This window comes from Zavarzinia aquatilis (assembly GCF_003173035.1).
Classification (GTDB): Bacteria; Pseudomonadota; Alphaproteobacteria; order Zavarziniales; family Zavarziniaceae; genus Zavarzinia; species Zavarzinia aquatilis.
This window is the reverse complement of record NZ_QGLE01000002.1, coordinates 344,109-363,256: the sequence shown is the minus strand read 5'-3', so window position 1 is coordinate 363,256 and position 19,148 is coordinate 344,109. Positions and strand designations below refer to the sequence as shown.

13 protein-coding genes are annotated in these 19,148 nt (G+C 67.6%); 4 read left to right on the top strand and 9 right to left on the bottom strand.

Annotated features, from left to right (window positions below):
- Positions 1-138: 138 nt before the first annotated feature.
- Positions 139-1,545: a WS/DGAT/MGAT family O-acyltransferase gene (locus tag DKG74_RS05145; protein WP_109903311.1), complete on the top strand. Its 1,407-nt coding sequence runs from the start codon at positions 139-141 to the stop codon at positions 1,543-1,545.
- A gap of 3 nt (positions 1,546-1,548) precedes the next feature.
- On the opposite strand, the gene ggt is transcribed toward DKG74_RS05145, so the two are convergent.
- A complete protein-coding gene (gene ggt, locus DKG74_RS05140; protein WP_109903309.1) occupies positions 1,549-3,309 on the bottom strand; it encodes a gamma-glutamyltransferase in 1,761 nt (586 codons plus the stop codon).
- A 724-nt stretch (positions 3,310-4,033) separates the two neighbouring features.
- On the opposite strand from ggt, the gene DKG74_RS05135 reads away from it, so the two are divergent.
- Positions 4,034-4,567, top strand: coding sequence for a septal ring lytic transglycosylase RlpA family protein (locus DKG74_RS05135; RefSeq protein ID WP_207779239.1), 534 nt, complete (start codon positions 4,034-4,036; stop codon positions 4,565-4,567).
- Positions 4,568-4,602: 35 nt separating this feature from the next.
- Positions 4,603-5,847 carry an aminotransferase class V-fold PLP-dependent enzyme gene (locus DKG74_RS05130; protein WP_165837538.1) on the top strand — a complete coding sequence of 415 codons (1,245 nt, stop codon included), beginning with the start codon at positions 4,603-4,605 and terminating at the stop codon, positions 5,845-5,847.
- Here DKG74_RS05130 and DKG74_RS05125 read toward each other — a convergent pair.
- The 7 genes from DKG74_RS05125 to DKG74_RS05095 all read right to left on the bottom strand — a co-directional run bounded on the left by DKG74_RS05125 (position 5,840) and on the right by DKG74_RS05095 (position 16,854).
- Positions 5,840-7,198 carry a flavin monoamine oxidase family protein gene (locus tag DKG74_RS05125; protein WP_109903303.1) on the bottom strand — a complete coding sequence of 453 codons (1,359 nt, stop codon included), beginning with the start codon at positions 7,196-7,198 and terminating at the stop codon, positions 5,840-5,842. The two genes, DKG74_RS05130 and DKG74_RS05125, sit on opposite strands and share 8 nt — an antisense overlap.
- A gap of 144 nt (positions 7,199-7,342) precedes the next feature.
- Positions 7,343-11,134 (bottom strand): calcium-binding protein, encoded by a 3,792-nt coding sequence (locus DKG74_RS05120; RefSeq protein ID WP_109903301.1) that lies wholly within the window; start codon positions 11,132-11,134, stop codon positions 7,343-7,345.
- Positions 11,135-11,285: 151 nt separating this feature from the next.
- Positions 11,286-12,248, bottom strand: a complete 963-nt coding sequence (locus DKG74_RS05115) for a dipeptide ABC transporter ATP-binding protein (protein WP_109903299.1) — start codon at positions 12,246-12,248, stop codon at positions 11,286-11,288.
- Positions 12,245-13,252: an ABC transporter ATP-binding protein gene (locus tag DKG74_RS05110; RefSeq protein ID WP_109903297.1), complete on the bottom strand. Its 1,008-nt coding sequence runs from the start codon at positions 13,250-13,252 to the stop codon at positions 12,245-12,247. Before DKG74_RS05110 ends, DKG74_RS05115 begins: the two co-directional genes overlap by 4 nt.
- 2 nt (positions 13,253-13,254) lie before the next feature.
- A complete protein-coding gene (locus tag DKG74_RS05105) occupies positions 13,255-14,157 on the bottom strand; it encodes an ABC transporter permease subunit (RefSeq protein ID WP_109903295.1) in 903 nt (300 codons plus the stop codon).
- Complete coding sequence (locus tag DKG74_RS05100) at positions 14,154-15,164, bottom strand: ABC transporter permease subunit (protein WP_109903293.1); 1,011 nt, start codon at positions 15,162-15,164, stop codon at positions 14,154-14,156. Before DKG74_RS05100 ends, DKG74_RS05105 begins: the two co-directional genes overlap by 4 nt.
- Positions 15,165-15,222: 58 nt before the next feature.
- A complete protein-coding gene (locus tag DKG74_RS05095; protein ID WP_109903291.1) occupies positions 15,223-16,854 on the bottom strand; it encodes an ABC transporter substrate-binding protein in 1,632 nt (543 codons plus the stop codon).
- Between the two features lie 201 nt (positions 16,855-17,055).
- Here DKG74_RS05095 and DKG74_RS05090 point away from each other — a divergent pair, with 201 nt between their 5' ends.
- Complete coding sequence (locus DKG74_RS05090; RefSeq protein WP_109903289.1) at positions 17,056-18,657, top strand: hypothetical protein; 1,602 nt, start codon at positions 17,056-17,058, stop codon at positions 18,655-18,657.
- A 7-nt stretch (positions 18,658-18,664) separates the two neighbouring features.
- Here DKG74_RS05090 and DKG74_RS05085 read toward each other — a convergent pair whose 3' ends face one another.
- Positions 18,665-19,132 (bottom strand): hypothetical protein, encoded by a 468-nt coding sequence (locus tag DKG74_RS05085; protein ID WP_109903287.1) that lies wholly within the window; start codon positions 19,130-19,132, stop codon positions 18,665-18,667.
- Between the last annotated feature and the right edge of the window lie 16 nt (positions 19,133-19,148).

The following is a 19,148-nucleotide window of genomic DNA, read 5'->3' as shown; positions in this document are numbered from 1 at the left end:
AACAAGGCCGGCTCTTCGGGGCCGGCCTTTTTCATGCCGTCGTCGCGGCGGCACTTGTCCCTGAATTGAGACGGCAGACCCCTTGACGCCGCCCCGCTGCCCCTGTCGCATGGGCAAAACGACGGGGGAGACGGGAATATGGCGACTCGGGTGCTGCGGCCGACGGATGCGGCCTGGCTTTATATCGAAAAGCGCGACAAGCCGGTGCATGTCGCCTCGCTCGCCACCTTCTCGCTGCCGCCCGATGCCCCGCCCGGCTATCTGGCCGACCTTGTCGCCGAATGGCGGGCGCGGCCCCGTTTCGCGCCGCCCTTCAACCTGCGCCTGCGTCCCGGCCTGCTCTCGACTGTGTTGCCCGCCTGGCAGGAGCTGAAGGCCGAGGATATCGACCTCGACTATCACTTCCGCCATTCCGCCCTGCCGAAACCGGGCGGGGAGCGGGAATTGGGCGTGCTCGTCTCGCGCCTCCATTCCAATCCGCTCGACCGCTCGCGCCCCCTGTGGGAATGCCATGTCATCGAGGGGCTGGAGAACAACCGCTTCGCCGTTTACACCAAGGTCCATCATTCGCAGATCGACGGCATGGGCGGGATGCGTCTGCTGTCACGCTTCCTCTCCCCCGATCCGGCGGCGCGCGACCTGCCCCCGCCGTGGGAAGTCGGCCTGTCGTCCGGCAAGAAACGCGCCGACGACGAGGAGGGGGCGGATCAGGGCTCGCTGATCGAGCGCATGATCGGCCTCGGCAAGGAACAGTTCCGCACCGGTCTCGAGGCGGCGAAGGCCCTCGGCAAACTGGCGCTTGAAGCCCGCAAGGGCGAGGCGGATGGACCGGCCTTTCCTTACGGCGCGCCGCAGACCATCCTGAACGGCAAGATCAGGGGCAAGCGTCGCTTCGCCACCCAATATTACGAACTTTCGCGCATCAAGACCCTGGCCAAGGCGGCGGGGGTGACCGTCAACGACGTCTTCCTCGGCCTCTGCGCGACGGCGCTCCGCCGTTATCTCGCCGAGATGGAGGAATTGCCGGAAAAGCCGCTCACCGCCTCGGTGCCGATTTCGGTGCGGCCGGCCGACGATGCCTCGGTCGGCAATGCGATCTCGACCATCTTCGTCAATCTGCACACCGACATCGCCGATCCCCTGGCGCGGCTGAAGGCCATCGGTGCCTCGTCGGCGCCGGCCAAGGACAAGCTGCAGTCGATGACCCGGGGCGCCATCGACAATTACACCCTCGTCCTGATGACGCCCTATATGGTCCAGCTCATGCTCGGCCTCGGCACCATGACGCGGCCGATGAACAACCTCGTCATCTCCAACGTGCCGGGGCCATCGCAGGTGCTCTATTTCAATGGCGCGAAGCTCGAACAGATCTACCCCGTCTCGCTGCTGTTCGACGGCCAGGCGCTGAACATCACGGTCCTGTCCTATGCCGGGCAGTTCAACCTCGGCTTCACCGGCGATCGCGACAGCCTGCCCCATATGCAGCGGATCGCCGTCTATACCGGCGATGCCCTCGCCGAGCTGGAGCGGGCACTGGGCCTCTGAGCCTCAGCGGCCGAGAACCGCGCCCTCGCGCCGGGGATCGGCCGCGCCTTCGAGGCCTGCGGGTGTCACCGCGATGGCGGCGAGGCCGGAGTTCAGCTCCTGCACCTCGACCCGGTAGCCGAGGGCCTGCAACCCCGGCACCAGCGCGGTCGCCGCCGTGCCCGCCTCGACCTCGAAGGGGCCGAAGCGGTTGAGGAGGTGGGGCATGGCGACGATCTCGGCCACCGGCTTCTTCCAGGCGAGATGGGCGATCAGCGCCTGCGCGACGAAACCAATGATGCGGCTGCCGCCCGGGCTGCCGATGGCGAGCACGGGCACGCCGTCGCGCAGCACCAGGGTCGGCGCCATCGACGACCGCGGCCGCTTGCCGCCCTCGACCCGGTTGGCGACCGGGGCGCCGTCCTTGCCCGTCGGGGCGAAGGAGAAATCGGTCAGCTCGTTGTTCAGCAGGAACCCCCGCACCATGAGGCGGGAGCCGAAGCCGTTCTCGATCGTGCCCGTGTAGGACAGCATGTCGCCGGCATCGTCGCGGATGACGACCTGGGTGGTCGATGGAAGTTCAGGGGTTACGCCGGCCGGCGGCATCGGCCACAGCGCGCCATCGTCGAAGGCGGGCTGGCCGGGCGTGACCTCGGGCATGGCATTCGGCCCGTCGAGCAGTTTCGCGCGCAGGGACAGATAACCGGTGGCCAGCAGGCCGGCGACCGGCGCCCGCACGAAGGCGGGGTCGGCCAGCCAGCGTTCCCGGTCGGCGAAGGCGAGACGCGAGGCGTCCCCGATCAGGCGCCAGGTCTCGGGCGCCTGCGGCGACATATGCTCGATGCCCCAGGGCTCGACCAGGCCGAGGATCTGCAAGGTGGCGATGCCGCCGGACGACGGCAGGCCCATGCCGCAGACCTCGACCGCGAAGACCGTGTTGCAGACCGGCTCACGTTCGATAACCGTGTAATTCTCGAGATCGCTCGCGGACAGGCGCCCGGGATTGACCGGATCGGCCATGACCTTGGCGACGATGTCGGCGGCGATCTCGCCGCGGTAGAAGACGTCTTCGCCGCCGTCCGAAATCCGGCGCAATGTGTCGGCGTAGGCCGGATTGCGCAAGGTGGCGCCCGCGCGCAAGGGCGCGCCCGCGGCATCGAAGAAATAGGCAGCCGTGACGGGATCGTGCTTCAGGCGCTCGCCCTCGGCCGCGATCAGATCGGCGAGGCGGGGCGAGACGGGAAAGCCGTTCTCGGCCAGGCGAATGGCCGGCTTCAGCAGATCGGTGAAGGCGAGGCGGCCGAAGCGGCGGTGTGCCTCGACCATCAGGCGCAAGGTCGCGGGGGTGCCGACCGAACGACCGCCGACGACGGCGGTAAAGAAGGGCAGGGGCTGGCCATCGGTCCCCAGGAACATGTCGGGTGTCGCCGCGGCTGGCGCGGTTTCCCGCCCGTCGAGGGAGGTTACACCACCATTCGCCGCCGCGTAATGCAGCAGGAAACCGCCGCCGCCAAGGCCCGACGACTGTGGCTCGACGAGGCCGAGCACCATCTGCGTTGCGACCAGCGCATCGACGGCGCTGCCGCCGGCATCGAGCACCTCGAGCCCGGCGCGGGCGGCGAGGGGATGGGCGGCGACGACCATGTGGCGGCGCGCCGTCGCCTGCTGCGGCGCGACAATGCCGGTTACGCTGCCGGCCTCCGGCGCATAACGGTCGGAGGCCTGTTCAGCCCGGGCCGCCGTCACGGTCAGTGCCGTCACCAGGACGGCCGTGGCAATACGCATTTTATGGCTTTCGGCACTCGCAACTTTTGCATCTTGCCCTGTCCGGTGGGCCGGGGGAATGGCCATGTCAGGGGGGAAACGCCATCGGCAGGGGGTGGCGCGGTGGCCCGGCAAGATGTTGATTTATCTCAATTTTTCCAATTCGGATGCAACTTATCGGCTGTGCATTCGGGGGGCGGCAATCGGCGGAAGTCGGCCGGGGGTTGCCAAGCGCGCAATTTTCGGTCAAAGTCCGCTCGTGGTGACCCCTGCGGCCTGCTTTCAGCGAGCGCCGCCGCATGTCCATAAAGCCCGGTACGGTCACCGCCGGCCCAGAAGGTATGGGACGTTTGAGTCCTGAAATTTATGTCGTGGCACTTGGCCTGGCCATGTGTCTTGTCGGCATGAGGTGGCGGTTGAAAGCCACCGCGGCGCGACGCCCGCAGCGATAAGCAGGCGGCTCCGGTATCGGCGGATGCGGTTCGATGAAACCGAACCCATCCAGGTGTGTTCATGACCTTTAATGCAGGGGTCCATCCAGTTCGCGTGCGACACAGCCTCCGTGCTCGCGCGCCGATGAAGGAGCGGAGGAACAATGGCAGCAACCCGTTTGCTCGCGTCCAATTGGATCGTGGCAGCCGCGATGGCGGCGGCCGTTTCCGTGATGGCCCCCGCGGCCGCACGGGCGACTGAAAGTGCCGACGACCCGGTCAGTATTCGCGAACACGCGGTTGCTGCATCGACGATGGTTTCCTCCCGTGCCGCCAGCGAGCGGGACGGCGCCACCGCCCCCATGGCCGGACTTGGCCCCATGACCGGTCTTGCCGACGTCGGCGGTCCGATCACCGACCGGGGCAAGATCCCCGGCGCCCAGAGCGAGAAGGTGGTGCAGGAGTTTACCGGCGTCGCCTCCTGGTATGGTCCCGGCTTCCATGGCCGGCGCACCGCCAATGGCGAGAAGTTCAACCAGAACGAATTGACGGCGGCGCACAAGACCCTGCCGTTCAATACGAGGGTCCGGGTCACCTCGGTCTCCAATGGCCGTTCGGTGATCGTGACCATCAATGATCGCGGTCCCTATGTCCGGGGCCGGATGATCGACCTGTCGGCGGCGGCGGCCAAGGCCATCGGCCTCGGCGGCCGGGGTGTTGGCAAGGTGAAGCTGGAAGTGCTGGAATTGCCGGCGACGACCGATCATTTCGCCGGCTCGCGCTCCACCGACAGCCGCGAGGGGCCGCAGGCGCCTCGGCGCGTGACAACCATCGTCGACGCGGAATAGGCTCCATCCCCGGTGCAGCCACCGGGGAGATGATCTTGGTTTCCGGTTTCGGTAGCGACGTCGATCTCGACGTCGCCTTCGCGCGGGATCAGTTCCCGCCCATGACCAATGGCACGGCCTTTCTCGAGAATGCCGGCGGCACCTATGTGCCGAGGCAGGTTGTCGAGCGGGTCACCCATTATATGTCGGCGCTCCAGGTCCAGCCGGCCTGGGGCTTTACCGCCTCGGCCGAGGCGGCCGGGCTGATCCGCGACGGTGTCGCGGTCGCCGCCGCCTTCCTGAATGCCGATCCCGAAGATGTCTTCGTCGGCCCGTCGACCACGGTGAACACCCTGGTGCTGGCGCAGGCCGTGCGGCCGCTGCTGCAGCCGGGCGACGAGATCGTGGTCACCAATCAGGATCACGAAGCCAATTCCGGCTCGTGGCGCCGGTTGGCGGGCGAGGGGGTGGTCATTCGCGAATGGCCGATTGATTCGGTCACGGCCGAACTCGACCTCGCGGTGCTCGAATCGCTGGTCGGGCCGCGCTGCAAGCTGGTGGTGATGCCCCATTGCTCCAACATCGTCGGCAGTTTCAACGATGTCGCCGGGGCGGCGCGGATCGCCCATGCCGCCGGGGCGCTGATCGCGGTCGACGGTGTCGCCTATGCCCCGCATCGCCTGCCGGATGTGAAGGCGCTCGACGTCGATTTCTATTATTTCAGCCTCTACAAGACCTTCGGTCCCCATGTCGGCGCGGCCTACGTCCGCCGCTCGGTCGCGCTGCGCCTCGCGCCGCAGAACCATTTCTTCCTGACAGAGCCGCCGAAGACCCTGAACCCCGGCGGCCCGTCCCACGAATTCACCGCTTCGCTGCCCGGCATCGCGGATTATTTCGAGGCGCTGGACCTGCATCATTTCGCCCTGCCGGCCAATGGCCTGCGGGCGCGGATGGAACGGCTCTATGCCATGTTCGACCGGCATGAGCAGGTGCTCGGCCAGCGTCTCCTGTCCGGCCTGCTCGCCCTGCCGGGGGTTCGCGTGATCGGCAAACAGACGATGGACGGCAAACGCGCGCCGACTTTCTCCTTCACGGTCGCGGGCCAGGATCCGGAGGCGGTCGCCAGCCGGCTGTGGGCGGCCGGCATCGCGGTTGGCCATGGCGATTTCTATGCCCGGCGCTGCGTCGATGCCCTCGGCCTTTCGCCGTCGGGCGGGGTGATTCGGGTCAGCCTCGCGCACTACAACGACGAGGCGGAGGTTTCCCGCTTCCTCGCCACCCTCGGCCGTATCGTCAGCTGAGCGCCCGCAGGGCCTCGGTCGCCGCGCGCTCGCCGGATTCGAGCGCGCCTTCGACATAACCGGTCGCCTCCAGCGCGGTCTCGGTGCCGGCGAAATGGACGCGGCCGGCGGGTGTGCGCAGGGCGGGGCCGTAGGAGGTCATGGTGGCGGGGGCCATCAGGCCGGCGTAGCAGCCGCCCGACCATTCTTCCTCCAGCCAGTCATTGTCGACATAGTCGATGGGCTGGCCGGCTTCCGGGCCGAACAGGCGGGTCAGGGTGGCGATCACCGCCTGCCGGCGCTCGGCGGGCGGCTTTCCGGTGAAGGTGCGGGCGGCATCGCCTTCGAGGAAGCCGGACAGCACGCCGTGGCGCGCCCCTTCGGGCGTGCCGTCGAAGACGGGGGAGAAGGGCGCGGCATCGGAAACCGCCTCGCCCGACAGGCCGCGCGCGCGCCAGAACGGCGTCTCATAGGCGACATGGCATTTGATCACGCTGCCCATCGGGCTGCGCTGGGCCAGGCCCGTCTTCAGCGCCGGCCAGGCCGGTTGCGCCCCGATCCGCGACAGCAGGGCGAGCGGCACGGCGAGGATCGCCCGCCGGCCGCGCAGCGCCTCGCCGCCCGAAACATGGACCGTCACCCCGTCACCGTCCTGCTCGATACCCGAAACCGGTGACGACAGACGCAGGCGGCCCCGGCCGACTTCGTCGGCGAGGCGCTCGGACAAGGGGTGCAGGCCGCCCTTCACCCGGTCCTGCTGCGCCCCGCCCCGGACCGAGATCAGCGGCTCCAGCCCGCCGGAGGCGCGCAGGTAGGTCAGCAGGAACAGCATGGAAATCTCGGACGGCTCGGCCGAGAACACGGCGCGCACCGCGATATCCATCATCGCCTTGGCGCCCTTTGTCCGCAGGTTCCGGTCCAGCCAGCCCGCGACCGTGATCCGGTCGAGGTCCGCCGCCCCCGCCGCCGCCCAGGGCGCGCTGACGGCGATGGCCGCGGCCATGCGCTCGATCCGCTTCATCACCCGGTCGGTCTCGAGCAGCGCGAGGAGGGGCAGGGCCGGGATCAGGCCCTCGTAGCGGCGCACCCGGCCGCGATAGTCGATCAGCTTGCCCCCGGCCTCGAACTGTGGCTCCAGGGGGATGCGGTGGCGGGCGGCGAGGGCGATCAGCCGGCGATGATCGGGACCGACCCATTGCCCGCCCAGATCGACGACATGGCCCGAAAGCGTGCCCGGCTTGGTCCGCCCGCCGACCCGGTCGCGCGCCTCGACGACGCAGACGCTGCGGCCGGCGGCGACGATGCGGGCGGCGGCATTCAGACCGGCAAATCCCGCCCCCACGACCACCACGTCGACATCGAACCCCTGCACCCTGACCCTCCCCTGATTCCGTCGGCCATGATCGGCCGGGGCGTGTGCCAAGCCAAGGGGGAAAGCCGGACCGCGCCCCCGCCCCCGCCCTCGCCCTCGCCCTCGCCCTCGGGGGGAGGGAGGCGCGGCAATGACGGCGCGAGATCAGACGAACAGGAAGTCCGACGCGTCGATGCTGGCGAGGCCGGCAAGGCTGGTGATGGTGTCGATATTGGCCATCAGGACCGCCCCGCCAGCCGCCCACGGCGAGTCGTCGTACCAGACCTGAGCCTTGTTCACGCCCGCAGAGCTGTTGAAGGCGACATAGATCAGGCCGTTCCGGAGATTGCCCAAGGTGTCAATCTGGCTCTGGATCGTCTCGTTGGTCACGGCGGCGTCGGTCTTCACGGCGATTTCCGTGCCCCAGACATTCAGGGCCGCGTTATCGCCCGTGCGGAAACCTTCGACCTTGAGATCCCTGTCGCCGATATAGAGACTGAAGTTGGTGCCGTCGGCATCGAACGCCAGACGATCGACGGACGTCGTCGACGTGCCGGCATCGAAATCAACGAGGTGGTCGCCGGTATTGGTGAAGGACGGGTGCTGGAATCCGTCCAAGGCCGAGCTGTAAACGAAAACATCCCGACCGGCGCCGCCGGTCAGCCTGTCACCCCCGATGCGGCCTTCGATCGTGTCGTCGCCGGCGCCGCCAAAGATGACATCCTTGGTGCGCCCTCCGTAAATCGTATCGTTGCCGCGGAATGTCGCGCCGTCGAAGACGATTCCCTCGCCGTAGCTGCTCGCGCGGATGATGACATCCTCGGTCATCACCACGTCCGAGGTTACGAGAAGACCGCCGGGCAGGCCGTCGCCATCGCCATCGCCATCCTGCAGGGACGTGCCGAGCGTGACATCGAAGCCGGCCGCGCTGTCGCTCAGCAACACGCGCTCGACGTTGGTACCGTTTACTCCGTTGTAGATCCCGGCCTGATCGAGACGGAACGTATCGAAGCCATTGCCACCATAGAAGCCATCGCTGCCTTGCGCGCCGACGGTGTAGACATAGGTGTCGTCGCCGTCGCCGGCATAGACCAGGTCGCTGCCGAGGCCGGCGATGATGACGTCGTCGCCCCCATGAGTTTCGATGCTATTGGTCCCGGCGCCGCCGATGACGAGGTCATCGCCGTTGAACTGGTGACCATCGCTGGCCTGCATGGTGAACCGCTGGCCGGCCGCCATGGCCGACAGGTCGACCGTGATCCCTTTGGCGAGAGTGACGGCCGTCGTCAAGCCAATGTCGCTCCTGGTGCTGCCGGACATGTCGTAATCGCCGCCCGCGGCCATGTCGGCGGACACGATCAGGCTGGCACCATCATCCGTGGCGAAGCTGTAGCGGTCGATGTTGGCGATGGCAACACCGGCGAAATCGAAGGTGCCGGCACCGTTCAGGCGGATGGTGTCACGCGTGCCCGACTCTTGCGTGCCGTCGATTCTGTCGCCCGCCTGCAGCCCGGCCAGCGAGACGTCGAAGGTATCGCCGCCGAGGCCGCCGACGAGATTTTCGCGAGCGGCCCCCATCACGAAAAGCTCGCTTCCGCGCAGATTGGTCGCATCGACCTTGATGGCGCCGCCGGAAACGGCGGAAAGATCGAAGCTCGTGCTGTCGCCGATCCCGGTGTTTCCCCGGATCAGGAGATCCCCGCCGACCCCGTCATGATTGGCATCGGCCGTCGATAGGAGCTGGTCGCTGAGCACGACACTCGTCGTGCCACGGTTCGCGCCGATCTCGAGAATATCGAAATTGCGCACGGCCCCCGTGGTCAGATCATAGGATTCCGCGCTCGACAAGAGGCGCAGAATATCGTCCGTCGCGGCTTGCCAGGTGCCGTCGATGGTCGAACCTGCGGTGAAATGGTGCAGCGCGACGACATCGGCGCCCAGGCCGGTGACGATATCGTCCTGCTCCACGGGGAAATAGCCGAAGGACGTGACGATGACATCGTTGCCCGACCACTGGCTGCCGTCGATGCGCAATGCCGCCTGTCCGTTGGAGCTGTCGATGGTCACGCCGTGGGTCAGGGGGCCAGGGGCGGTGATGCGCAGATCGCCTTTGACGCCATCGTGGTCTTCGTCCGCCCACCGGCCATAGTACTGGAGTGTCAGGTTCCAGCCGGCCGCGTCCTCGTTCAGCATCACCTGGTCGATATCGTAGAGGCCAGCGGCAGAGAACCAGTCGTAGGCGCCCGCGGCGTCGAGGCGGAGCGTGTCGGTGGTGGCGATTTCGCCCGTGCCCGCATCGAACATCTTGCCGGCGAACTCGCTCACGCTCGCGATCACATAGGTATCGTTGCCGAAGCCGCCGACGATCGTATCCAGCCCGCTGCCGGCGATGAGGATGTCGTCGCCATCGGCACCGGCGAGCGTATCGTCGCCTGCGGTGCCGACGATAATATTGCCGAGTTCATTGCCAGTCCCGACCGAGCCGGTGCTGCCGGTCAGCGTGAGATTTTCCAGTCCCTCGCCCAGGGTATAGGCGGCGAGCGTCGTGCGGACGGTATCGGTTCCGCCGCCATTGCTTTCGTCGACGACGTCGCCGTCATTGTCGACGACATAGGTGTCGTCGCCGAGACCGCCGAACATCCTGTCCTTGCCGGCGCCGCCGTCGAGGACATCGTTGCCGATATTTCCTCTCAGCCGGTTGTTGAGGGCATTGCCGGTCAGGCTGGTGTCGATCGAAAGGCCCGCCTCCAGATTCTCGATCTTCGGCTCGGTCAGCACGAAGGCCGCCAGCATCGCGCGGATCGTGTCTTTGCCACCGCCGTTGCTCTCGTCGACGACGTCGCCGATATCGTCGACCACATAGGTGTCGTTGCCGAGACCGCCGAACATCGTGTCCCTGCCGATGCCGCCATCGAGCGTGTCGTCGCCTGCAAGACCGCTCAGCGTGTCGTTGCCGCTCCCCCCCGTCAGGATATTGGCATCGGCGTTGCCGGTCCCGTGGGACCTGCCAGTCCGGATGAAGGCAAGGTTCTCGATGCCGGATCCGAGGGTGTAGGTGGCGAGGCTGGTCATCACCAGATCGGCGGTGCCGTCGCCCCCGGTCTCGTCGACGATATCGCCAGCGTTATCGACGACATAGATGTCGTTGCCGGTTCCACCGTACATCCTGTCCGCGCCCGTGCCGCCGTCCAGCGTGTCCTTGCCGTCGCGGCCGTACAGCGTGTCGTCGCCTCCCAGGCCCTGAAGACTGTTGGCCCCCGCGCCGCCGATCATCACATTGGCGCCCGAGTTGCCCCGGCCGTCCGCGGCGCCATTGGTCGTCAGCACCAGATTCTCCACGCCGCCGTACAGCGTGAAGCTCACGCTCGACCGGACGGTATCTGTGCCGGAGCCACCGGATTCACTGACGATGTCGCCGGCCGAATCGACGATGTACGTGTCGTCGCCTGCGCCGCCCCGCATCCGGTCATCGCCCGTGCCGCCATCGAGCCTGTCGTTGCCGGTGCCGCCGACCAGCTTGTCGTTGCCGGCATTGCCGCTCAGCGTGTCGTCACCATCTCCGCCGAGCAGCGTGTCCTCGCCGCCGCCGCCGGTCATCATGTCGTCTCCTGCCAGACCGAACAGGCGATTGTCAGCGGCGTTGCCCGACATCGTGTTGGACAAGGCGTTGCCGGTGGCGGTCAGCCCACGGTCACCCACCATCCGCAAATTCTCGATGTTGCTGCCCAACGTGTAGCTGACCGACGTTTCGACCTTGTCCGTTCCGGCGCTGTCCGCTTCCTGTGCGATGTCGCCTGCGTCGTCGACGACATAAGTGTCGTCTCCGGCACCACCGGCCATGACGTCCGCGCCGGCCCGGCCATCCAGGATATCGGCCCCGTCGAAGCCATATAATTCGTCGGTATCGCCCGTTCCCCGAAGGATGTCGTTGTCGGGGGTTCCGTTGACGATGGCCATTGCGCTGCGCTCCGACTTTGGACGACGCCCGGGGGGGCGAGGAGATTCGAACCCTATTTGAGTTCTTTTCGTTGCCCGATCAATAGCGAGAATTGTGCCGGTTTTGTGTCATCTCGTCGGGGTTGATACAGGGGGGAGTGTGCGCGGGCCGTCAGGTCGCGAAATGGCAAGCCACTTTCGCGCCTGCGATCTCGCGCAATTCCGGCCGTTCCGCCGCGCAGCGGTCGGTGGCGAGGGGGCAGCGGGTGCGGAAGACGCAGCCGCTTGGCGGATTGAGCGGCGAGGGCAATTCGCCGGTCAGGGGCGGTGGACGGTGAGCGCGCTCGTCGGCGTCGATCTTCGGCCGCGCGGCCAGCAGCGCCCTCGTATAGGGGTGGCGCGGGCTCTCGAACAGGGTGGCGGCCGGGGCCTGTTCCACCGGCCGGCCGAGATACATCACCAGCACCTCGTCGGCGACGAAGCGGACGACGCCGAGATCGTGGCTGATGAAGACCATGGCGAGGCCCATCTCGTCCTGCAGGTCCATCAGGAGGTTCAACACCTGCGCCTGTACCGAGACGTCGAGGGCGGAAACCGGCTCGTCGGCGACCAGGATGCGCGGGCGCAGCATCAGGGCGCGGGCGATGGCGATGCGCTGGCGCTGCCCGCCCGAGAACATATGTGGGTAACGCTCGGCGTGCTCCGGGCGCAGGCCGACGCGCGACAGCATGGCGGCGACCGCGGCGTCCCGTTCGGCGGCGGATAGAGTGGTGTTGATCACCAGCGGCTCGGCCAGCGCGGCGCCGATGGTGCGGCGCGGGTTCAGGGAACCATAGGGGTTCTGGAACACCATCTGCACCGCCCGGCGCAGCGCCTTGCGCTCGGCCGGGGTCGGTGCCGTCGCGTCCTTGCCGTCGATCAGCAGGCGGCCGGACGACGGGCTTTCGATCAGGGTCACCTGCCGCGCGAGGGTCGACTTGCCGCAGCCGGATTCGCCGACGATGGCGAGGGTTTTGCCGGCGTCGAGGGTGAAGGACACGCCATCGACCGCGTGCAGTGGCCGGGGCGCGCGGAACAGCCCGCGCGGCACCTGATAGATCTTGCCGAGGGCTTCGGCCTCGAGCACCCGGGTCATGCCACCCTCCCGATCTCGCCCGCCGGCAATCCGTCGGCGCCCAGCGGGCGGTGACAGCGGGCGGCGCCGGGGTGCAGCGGGTGCAACATGGGATGTTCCGTGACGCAGCGGTCGTCGGCGAAGCGGCAGCGTGGTTGCAGCAGGCAGCCCGCCGGCCGGTCGAAGGGGCCGGGCACGATGCCCGGGATGGCGGGCAGGCGGCCGCGCCTGCCGTCCGCCGCGGCGGTCGCCAGGGCACGGTCGGGCAGGGCATCCAGCAGGGCGGCGGTGTAGGGATGACGCGGGGTGGTGAACAGATCGGCGGTCGCCGCCGTCTCGACCACCTCGCCCGCGTACATGACGATGACCCGGTCGGCGATTTCGGCGAGGACGCCGAGATCATGGGTGATGAAGACGAGGCCCATGCCCTTCCGGCGCTGCAACTCGACCAGAAGCCGCAGGATCTGCGCCTGGATGGTGACGTCGAGGGCAGTCGTCGGCTCGTCGGCGATCAGCAGCCGGGGGTCGAGGGCGACGCTCATGGCGATCATCACCCGCTGGTTCATGCCGCCGGACAATTGATGCGGATAGGCCGACAGGCGCCGCCCGGCATCGGGAATGCCGACGAGTTCGAGCAGTTCGACCGCGCGTTCGCGGCGCTGGCGACGGTTGCCGGCGCCGTGGACCGCCAGCACTTCCTCGATCTGGAAGCCGACGGTATAGGACGGATTCAGGCTGGTCATCGGCTCCTGAAAGATCATGGCGATGTCGCGGCCGAGCAGGCGGCGACGTTCCCGCGCCGGCATGGCGAGCAGGTCGCGCCCGTCGAAGCGCATCGCGCCGGCGCTGACCTTGCCCGGCTCGGTGATCAGGCCCATGACGGCGAGGGATGTGACCGATTTGCCCGAGCCGGATTCGCCGACCACGCCCACGATCTCGCCCGCATCGACCGTCATGTCGACGCCGGAGACGGCGCGGAACTGGCCGAAGCGGACGGAAAGATCGCTGATCTCGAGAAGCGCCATGCTCATCGCTCCTTCAGCTTGGGATCGAGGGCATCGCGCAGGCCATCGCCCAGCAGGTTGAAGGCGAGCACGGTCAGCAGGATGGCGAGCCCGGGGAAGGTGACGACCCACCATTGCCCGGACTGCACGAATTTCTTGGCATCGGCCAGCATGGTGCCCCATTCCGGCGTCGGCGGCTGGGCGCCGAGACCGAGGAAACCGAGGGCGGCGGCATCGAGAATGGCCGAGGAAAAGCCGAGGCTGGCCTGCACGATCAGCGGTGCGAGGCAATTGGGCAGCACGACGATGACCATCATGCGCCACAGGCCGGCGCCGGCGATGCGGCTCGCGGTGACGTAATCCTTGGCGAGCTCGGTCAGCACCGTCGCCCTTGTCAGGCGCACGTAATGCGGCAGCACGACGATGGCGATGGCGATCATGGCATTGGCCAGCGACGGGCCGAGCACGGCGACGATGGCGACGGCGAGCAAAAGGCTGGGCAACGCCATCAGCACATCCATCAGGCGCATGATGCCCTGATCGAACAGGCCGCCGAGAAAGCCGGCGAGCAATCCGAGCAGCACGCCGATGGCGAGCGACAGGGTGACGACGATCGCCCCGATCGACAGCGACAGCCGCGCGCCCCAGATGATGCGCGAGAGGATGTCGCGGCCGACGTCATCGGTGCCGAGGATGTAACGCCAGTCGCCGCCCGCGACCCAGACCGGCGGCACCAGAAAGGCATTGCGGTCCTGCACATCCGGCAGATGGGGCGCGACCACGGGCGCGAGCAGCGCGGCGAGGGCGACGATCACGATGAAGACGAGGCCGCCGAGGGCGCCCCTGTTGCGGCGGAAATCGCGCCAGAAGGCGGCGAGGGGGGAGGGGTGGTGGCCGGTCCCGGCACTGTCGGTCGTCGTGGTCATTTCTGGTGCCGGATGCGCGGGTTGATCAGGCCATAGAGCAGGTCGACGGCCAGATTGACGGCGATGATGGTGACGGCGATCAGCAATATGCCGCCCTGCACCGCGGGGAAGTCGCGCCGGCCGATGGCGTCGATCAGCCATTTGCCGACCCCGGGCCAGGAAAAGATCGTCTCGGTCAGCACGGCCCCCGCCAGCAGCGTGCCGACCTGCAGCCCGATCACCGTGATCACGGGGATGAGGGCGTTGCGCAGGGCATGGACCCAGACCACGCGAAACGGCGACAGGCCCTTGGCCCGCGCGGTGCGGATGTAATCCTCGCCCAATACCTCCAGCATGGCCGAACGGGTCATGCGGGCGATCACGGCGAGGGGAATGGTGCCGAGCACAACGGAAGGCAGGATCAGGTGGCGCAGCGCCGACCAGAAGGATTCCGGCTCGTCCGACAACAGCGTGTCGATCAGCATGAAACCCGTCGTCGGCTCGATGTAATAAAGCACGTCGAGCCGGCCCGAGACGGGGGTCAGGCCAAGAATGTTGGAAAACAGCACGATGAGCAGGATCGCCCACCAGAAGATGGGCATGGAATAGCCGGCGAGGGCGGCCCCCATCACTCCGTGGTCGAGGACGCTGCCCCGCGTCAGCGCCGCCAATATGCCCGCCGGCAGGCCGATGACGACGGCGAAGATCATGGCGACGATGGAGAGTTCGATGGTCGCCGGGAAGAGTTCGAGGAACTCGTCGATCACCGGGCGCTGGGTGACATAGGATTTCCCGAGGTCACCCTGCATCAACTGGCCAAGATAGGCGCCGAACTGTTCGTAGAGCGGGCGGTCGAGACCGAGGGCGTGGCGCCGCTCCGCCAGTTGCTCGGCGGTGATGCCGCGCTCGCCCGAACGGGCCTCGACGGCATCGCCGTGAAGCTGGCGGACCAGAAAGAAGGCGAGAAGCACGATCCCGAGCACGGTCGGGACGAGCACCAGCAGGCGCGAGGCGATGTAGCGGAGCATTCAGGCCCTTCCGCGAGCGGTGGACAGGGCGCCGCCGGAGTGGGCGGCGCCCCCATTCCTACTTCAGGTCGACTTCCTTGAACTCATGGCTGCCGAGGGGGCTGAGCTTGTAGTTCACCACCTTGTCGCTCACCGGCTCCGAAACCAGCGAATGGGCGATGACGAACCACGGCGCTTCCTCGTGGAAGATGACCTGGGCCTGTTCGTAGAGCTTGGTGCGCTCGGCCATGTCCGGGACCTGCTGGGCCTTGCGCACCAGGTCGTCGAACTCCTTGTTGCACCATTTGGCGAGATTGCCGCCGCCGGGACGCGCCGCGTCGCAGCCGAGCAGCGTGTAGAGGAAATTGTCCGGGTCGCCGTTGTCGCCGGTCCAGCCCAGCTGGCACATCTGGTGCTCGCCGTTCTGGCAGCGCTTGCGATATTCGCCCCATTCATAGGTGACGATCTTGGCCTTGAAGCCGACCGCGGCGAGATCCGCCTGGATCAGTTCGGCGACCTTCTTGGCGTCCGGATTATAGGGGCGCTGCACCGGCATCGCCCAGATATCGGTCTCGAGCGGCAGCGTGACCTGGGCCTGGGCCAGCAGGGCCTTGGCCTTTTCCGGGTCATAGGGGTAATCGGTGATGTCCTTGTTGTAGGACCAGATGGTGGGCGGGATCGGGTTCACCGCCGGCTGGCCCGCGGCGCCGTAAACCGCCTTGATGATCGCCGCCTTGTCGATCGCCATCGACAGGGCCTGGCGCACCAGCTTGTTGTCGAAGGGGGCTTTCTGCGTGTTGAAGGCGAGATAGCCGACATTGAGCCCCGGCTGCTGCATCAGGACGACGCCCGGCGTCGCCTTCATCACTTCGATGTCCTGAGGGTTGGGATAGGGCGCGACCTGGCACTCGCCGGCCTTCAGCTTGGCCCAGCGGGTCGAGGCGTCGGTGGTGATCGCGAAGACGAGATTGTCCAGCTTCGGCTTGCCCGCCCAATAGGCGTCGAACGCCTTGAAGCGGATGATCGCATCCTTCTGGTACTGCACGAAGGTGAAGGCGCCGGTGCCGATCGGCTCCTGATCGACCTTTTCGGGCGTGCCCGCCTTCAGCATGGCATCGGCATATTCGGCCGACAGGATGGTGGCGAAATCCATCGCCAGATTGGCGATGAAGGGCGCGTTGGGCGCGGTCAGCACGAAGCGGACGGTGTAGTCGTCGACCTTGTCGATCGACTTCAGCATCTCGTTCATGCCCATGTCGCCGAAGTAGTCGTAAGCCCCGCCGGAGACGCCGTGGTAGGGGCTGTCGTTCTTCCACATGCGATTGAACGAGAACAGCACGTCGTCGGCGTTGAAGTCGCGGGTCGGCGTGAAGGTCTTGCTCGTGTGGAATTTCACGCCGCGGCGCAGCTTGAACTCATAGGTCAGGCCGTCTTCGGAAACGGTCCAGGATTCGGCGAGACCGGGCCGCGTCTGCGTCGTGCCGGGCACGAAATCGACCAGACGGTCGTAAACGGGGCGGGCGGCATCGAAGGATGTACCCGTCGTGTTCAGCTGCGGATTGAAATTCTCGGGGCTGCCTTCGGAGCAATAGACCAGAGTCTTGGCAGCAAAGGCCGGGCCGCCGAGGCCGGCGAGAAGCGTGGTCGCCGCCGCCGTGGCCAGGGCCAGGCGCCGCGCCTTCGTTCGCAAAGTGCCGGATCGCAGGTTCATGAATGCCTCCGTGTTTGATGCGGGTCGGCAAACCGCCGCGGCGCGCCCCCCGCCACCGTCAAGACTAGACCGGTTCCCACAGATAATTCGAGCCTATTTCCAGCGGTTTGAAATCCCCCATTGGCCCCTCTGGTCAAGCGCCGGGGCAATGGGCATGATGGCGCCCCGAATTCGACTCCGGTCCAGCGGTACCGTATCCTCATGTTTTCCAAGCTCTATCCCTCGGTGGTTCGCCGTCTCCTTGCCAGTACCATGGGCCTCGCCGGCTTGTGGCTGTCCATCGGGGCCGGCCCGGCGCAGGCGGCGATCTCGTCCGATGACCTGATCAACGCCGCCCTCGCCAGCGCGAACCAGATCCCCGACGGTAACGAGCGCGGCATGGTCGTTTCCTCCATCGCCGAGGAACGGGCCAAGGCTGGCGACTGGGGCGCGGTCGACCGCATCCTCGCCGATATCGCCGATGTCTCGGTGCGGGACGATGCCCTGTCTCAATCCGCCATCATCGCCGCCGCGGCCGGCGAGGCGGAACGCGCGATGGCTCTCGTCGGCCGCCTGTCCGATGTCGATGGTCAGCGCGATGCGACGGCGGCGGTCGCCGCCGCCCTGGTGCGTCAGGGCTCGGTCTCGGTCGGCATTGGCCTCGCCCGCGCGGTCGACGATACCGAACAGCGTTTCCGTGCCCTCGTCGATGTCGCCCGGGCGATGGCCGCGCGCCAGGACCCGGCGGCGGGCCGCATTCTCGACGATGCGATGGCTGTGCTGGCGCAGGTCAGCGACCCGGGCTTGCTCGGCCGCTTGCGGCAGAGCGCGGCGCAGGCCGCCGTCGGCATGTACGACGTGCCGCGCGCCCTCGCCATTGCCGACAGTATCCCCGATTCCGCGCGCCGGCTTCAGGTGTTGCGCAATGCCGCCCTCGGCTTTGCCCGCGCAGGGGAGACGGCGGGCGCCGTCGCCGCCGCCGACCGCGCGCTGGAGCATCTGGGCGATGCGCCCGATGCCCGCGAACAGGCATTCGTCCTGCTCGACCTCGGCACCGCGCTCGGTCTGGCCGGCGACGGCGAGCGGGCTCGTCAGGCCTTCGCCGGCGCTGTCGAGGCGGTGCGGGGCCTGACGCCCGAGACCCTGGGCGAGATTCAGGGCTATGTCCCCGGCGCGGCCATCGCCGGCAACCTGACGGGTTTCGGCATCGAATTCGCCCGCGCCCTGCCCGATATCGTCGTGCGCGACATCGCGCTGCGCGGTGCCGTCGCCGCCCTCGTCGATGCCGGCCGTCTCGCCGAGGCGCAGGCCATCGCGGGCGAAATTCAGGATGGCCAGATTCGAGACGCGGCGCTGCAATATATCGTCAATGGCGCGGCCGAGGCGGCCAATGTTCAGGTTGCCGCCGCCGCCGCCGAGGCCATCGCCGGACAGCAGGCCCGGCAATCGGCCACTGGCGCCGTGGCCGAGCGGCTGGCGCGCAACGGCGATGTGAACGGCGCCTTCGATGCTCTCGGTCGCATGACCGAATCACCGGAGCGCGAGGATGTGGCGCTGGAACTCGCCGGCATTTTCGCCGACAGCGGCAATGTCGAGGCGGTGCAACGCGCCGTCGCCGAGGTGCAGAGCACCGAGAACCGCGAGATCGGCACGGCCAATCTCGCCCTGGCGCAGCTCGCGGCCGGCAATGCGGTCGCCGGGCTGGAAGCGGCCCGAGGCCTGTCCGAGCCGACCCTGCGCGCCCTTGTCCTTGCCCGGATCGCGACCCGCATCGGCGCCCAGCCGCTCGACGCCGCCCCCTTGCAGACCCCGCCCGCCGAATAACAGCGGATCAGAAACCGGGCGGCGGCAAGGCCGCGCCGGGCGGGCTTGCCTGCGGACCCGAGAACAGCTCGCCCGCCGAATCGCGGACGGCGGTCGGCGGCACGAATTCCTTGGCGCAATAAACGATGTTGCCGCCGCCGAAGATGCCCGAGACGGTGCCGGCGGGATCGACGAAGGCGGTAACCTCGCAATCCTGGGCGAAGGTCTTGCCGTCGACCGTTGTCTCGCCCTTGCGCGACCAGACGGCGATGGTGCCGCCGTCGGACGCCGGACGCTGGCGGCTGGGTGGGCCGAAGTCCCTGATCAGGGCGGTGAGGGGCTGGCCCTGATATTTTTCCATGTGATCGCCGAAGGCCGCGCGCGCGGGCGCCGTCCGGTCGGGTGCCGGGGCAGCGGCGCGCGGGGTCTGGCGGGCGCAGCCGGCGGCGCACAGCAGCGCGACCAGGACGGGAACGAGACGAAGGACTGGGCGCAAGACGGCAACTCGGCAA

Coding starts and splice junctions, on each gene's coding strand:
- DKG74_RS05135 (WP_207779239.1), top strand. CDS start 4,034: ATGGTTTCCTCCCGTGCCGCCAGCGAGCGGGACGGCGCCACCGCCCCC.
- DKG74_RS05095 (WP_109903291.1), bottom strand. CDS start 16,854: ATGAACCTGCGATCCGGCACTTTGCGAACGAAGGCGCGGCGCCTGGCC.
- DKG74_RS05115 (WP_109903299.1), bottom strand. CDS start 12,248: ATGACCCGGGTGCTCGAGGCCGAAGCCCTCGGCAAGATCTATCAGGTG.
- DKG74_RS05120 (WP_109903301.1), bottom strand. CDS start 11,134: ATGGCCATCGTCAACGGAACCCCCGACAACGACATCCTTCGGGGAACG.
- DKG74_RS05090 (WP_109903289.1), top strand. CDS start 17,056: ATGTTTTCCAAGCTCTATCCCTCGGTGGTTCGCCGTCTCCTTGCCAGT.
- DKG74_RS05105 (WP_109903295.1), bottom strand. CDS start 14,157: ATGACCACGACGACCGACAGTGCCGGGACCGGCCACCACCCCTCCCCC.
- ggt (WP_109903309.1), bottom strand. CDS start 3,309: ATGCGTATTGCCACGGCCGTCCTGGTGACGGCACTGACCGTGACGGCG.
- DKG74_RS05110 (WP_109903297.1), bottom strand. CDS start 13,252: ATGGCGCTTCTCGAGATCAGCGATCTTTCCGTCCGCTTCGGCCAGTTC.
- DKG74_RS05145 (WP_109903311.1), top strand. CDS start 139: ATGGCGACTCGGGTGCTGCGGCCGACGGATGCGGCCTGGCTTTATATC.
- DKG74_RS05100 (WP_109903293.1), bottom strand. CDS start 15,164: ATGCTCCGCTACATCGCCTCGCGCCTGCTGGTGCTCGTCCCGACCGTG.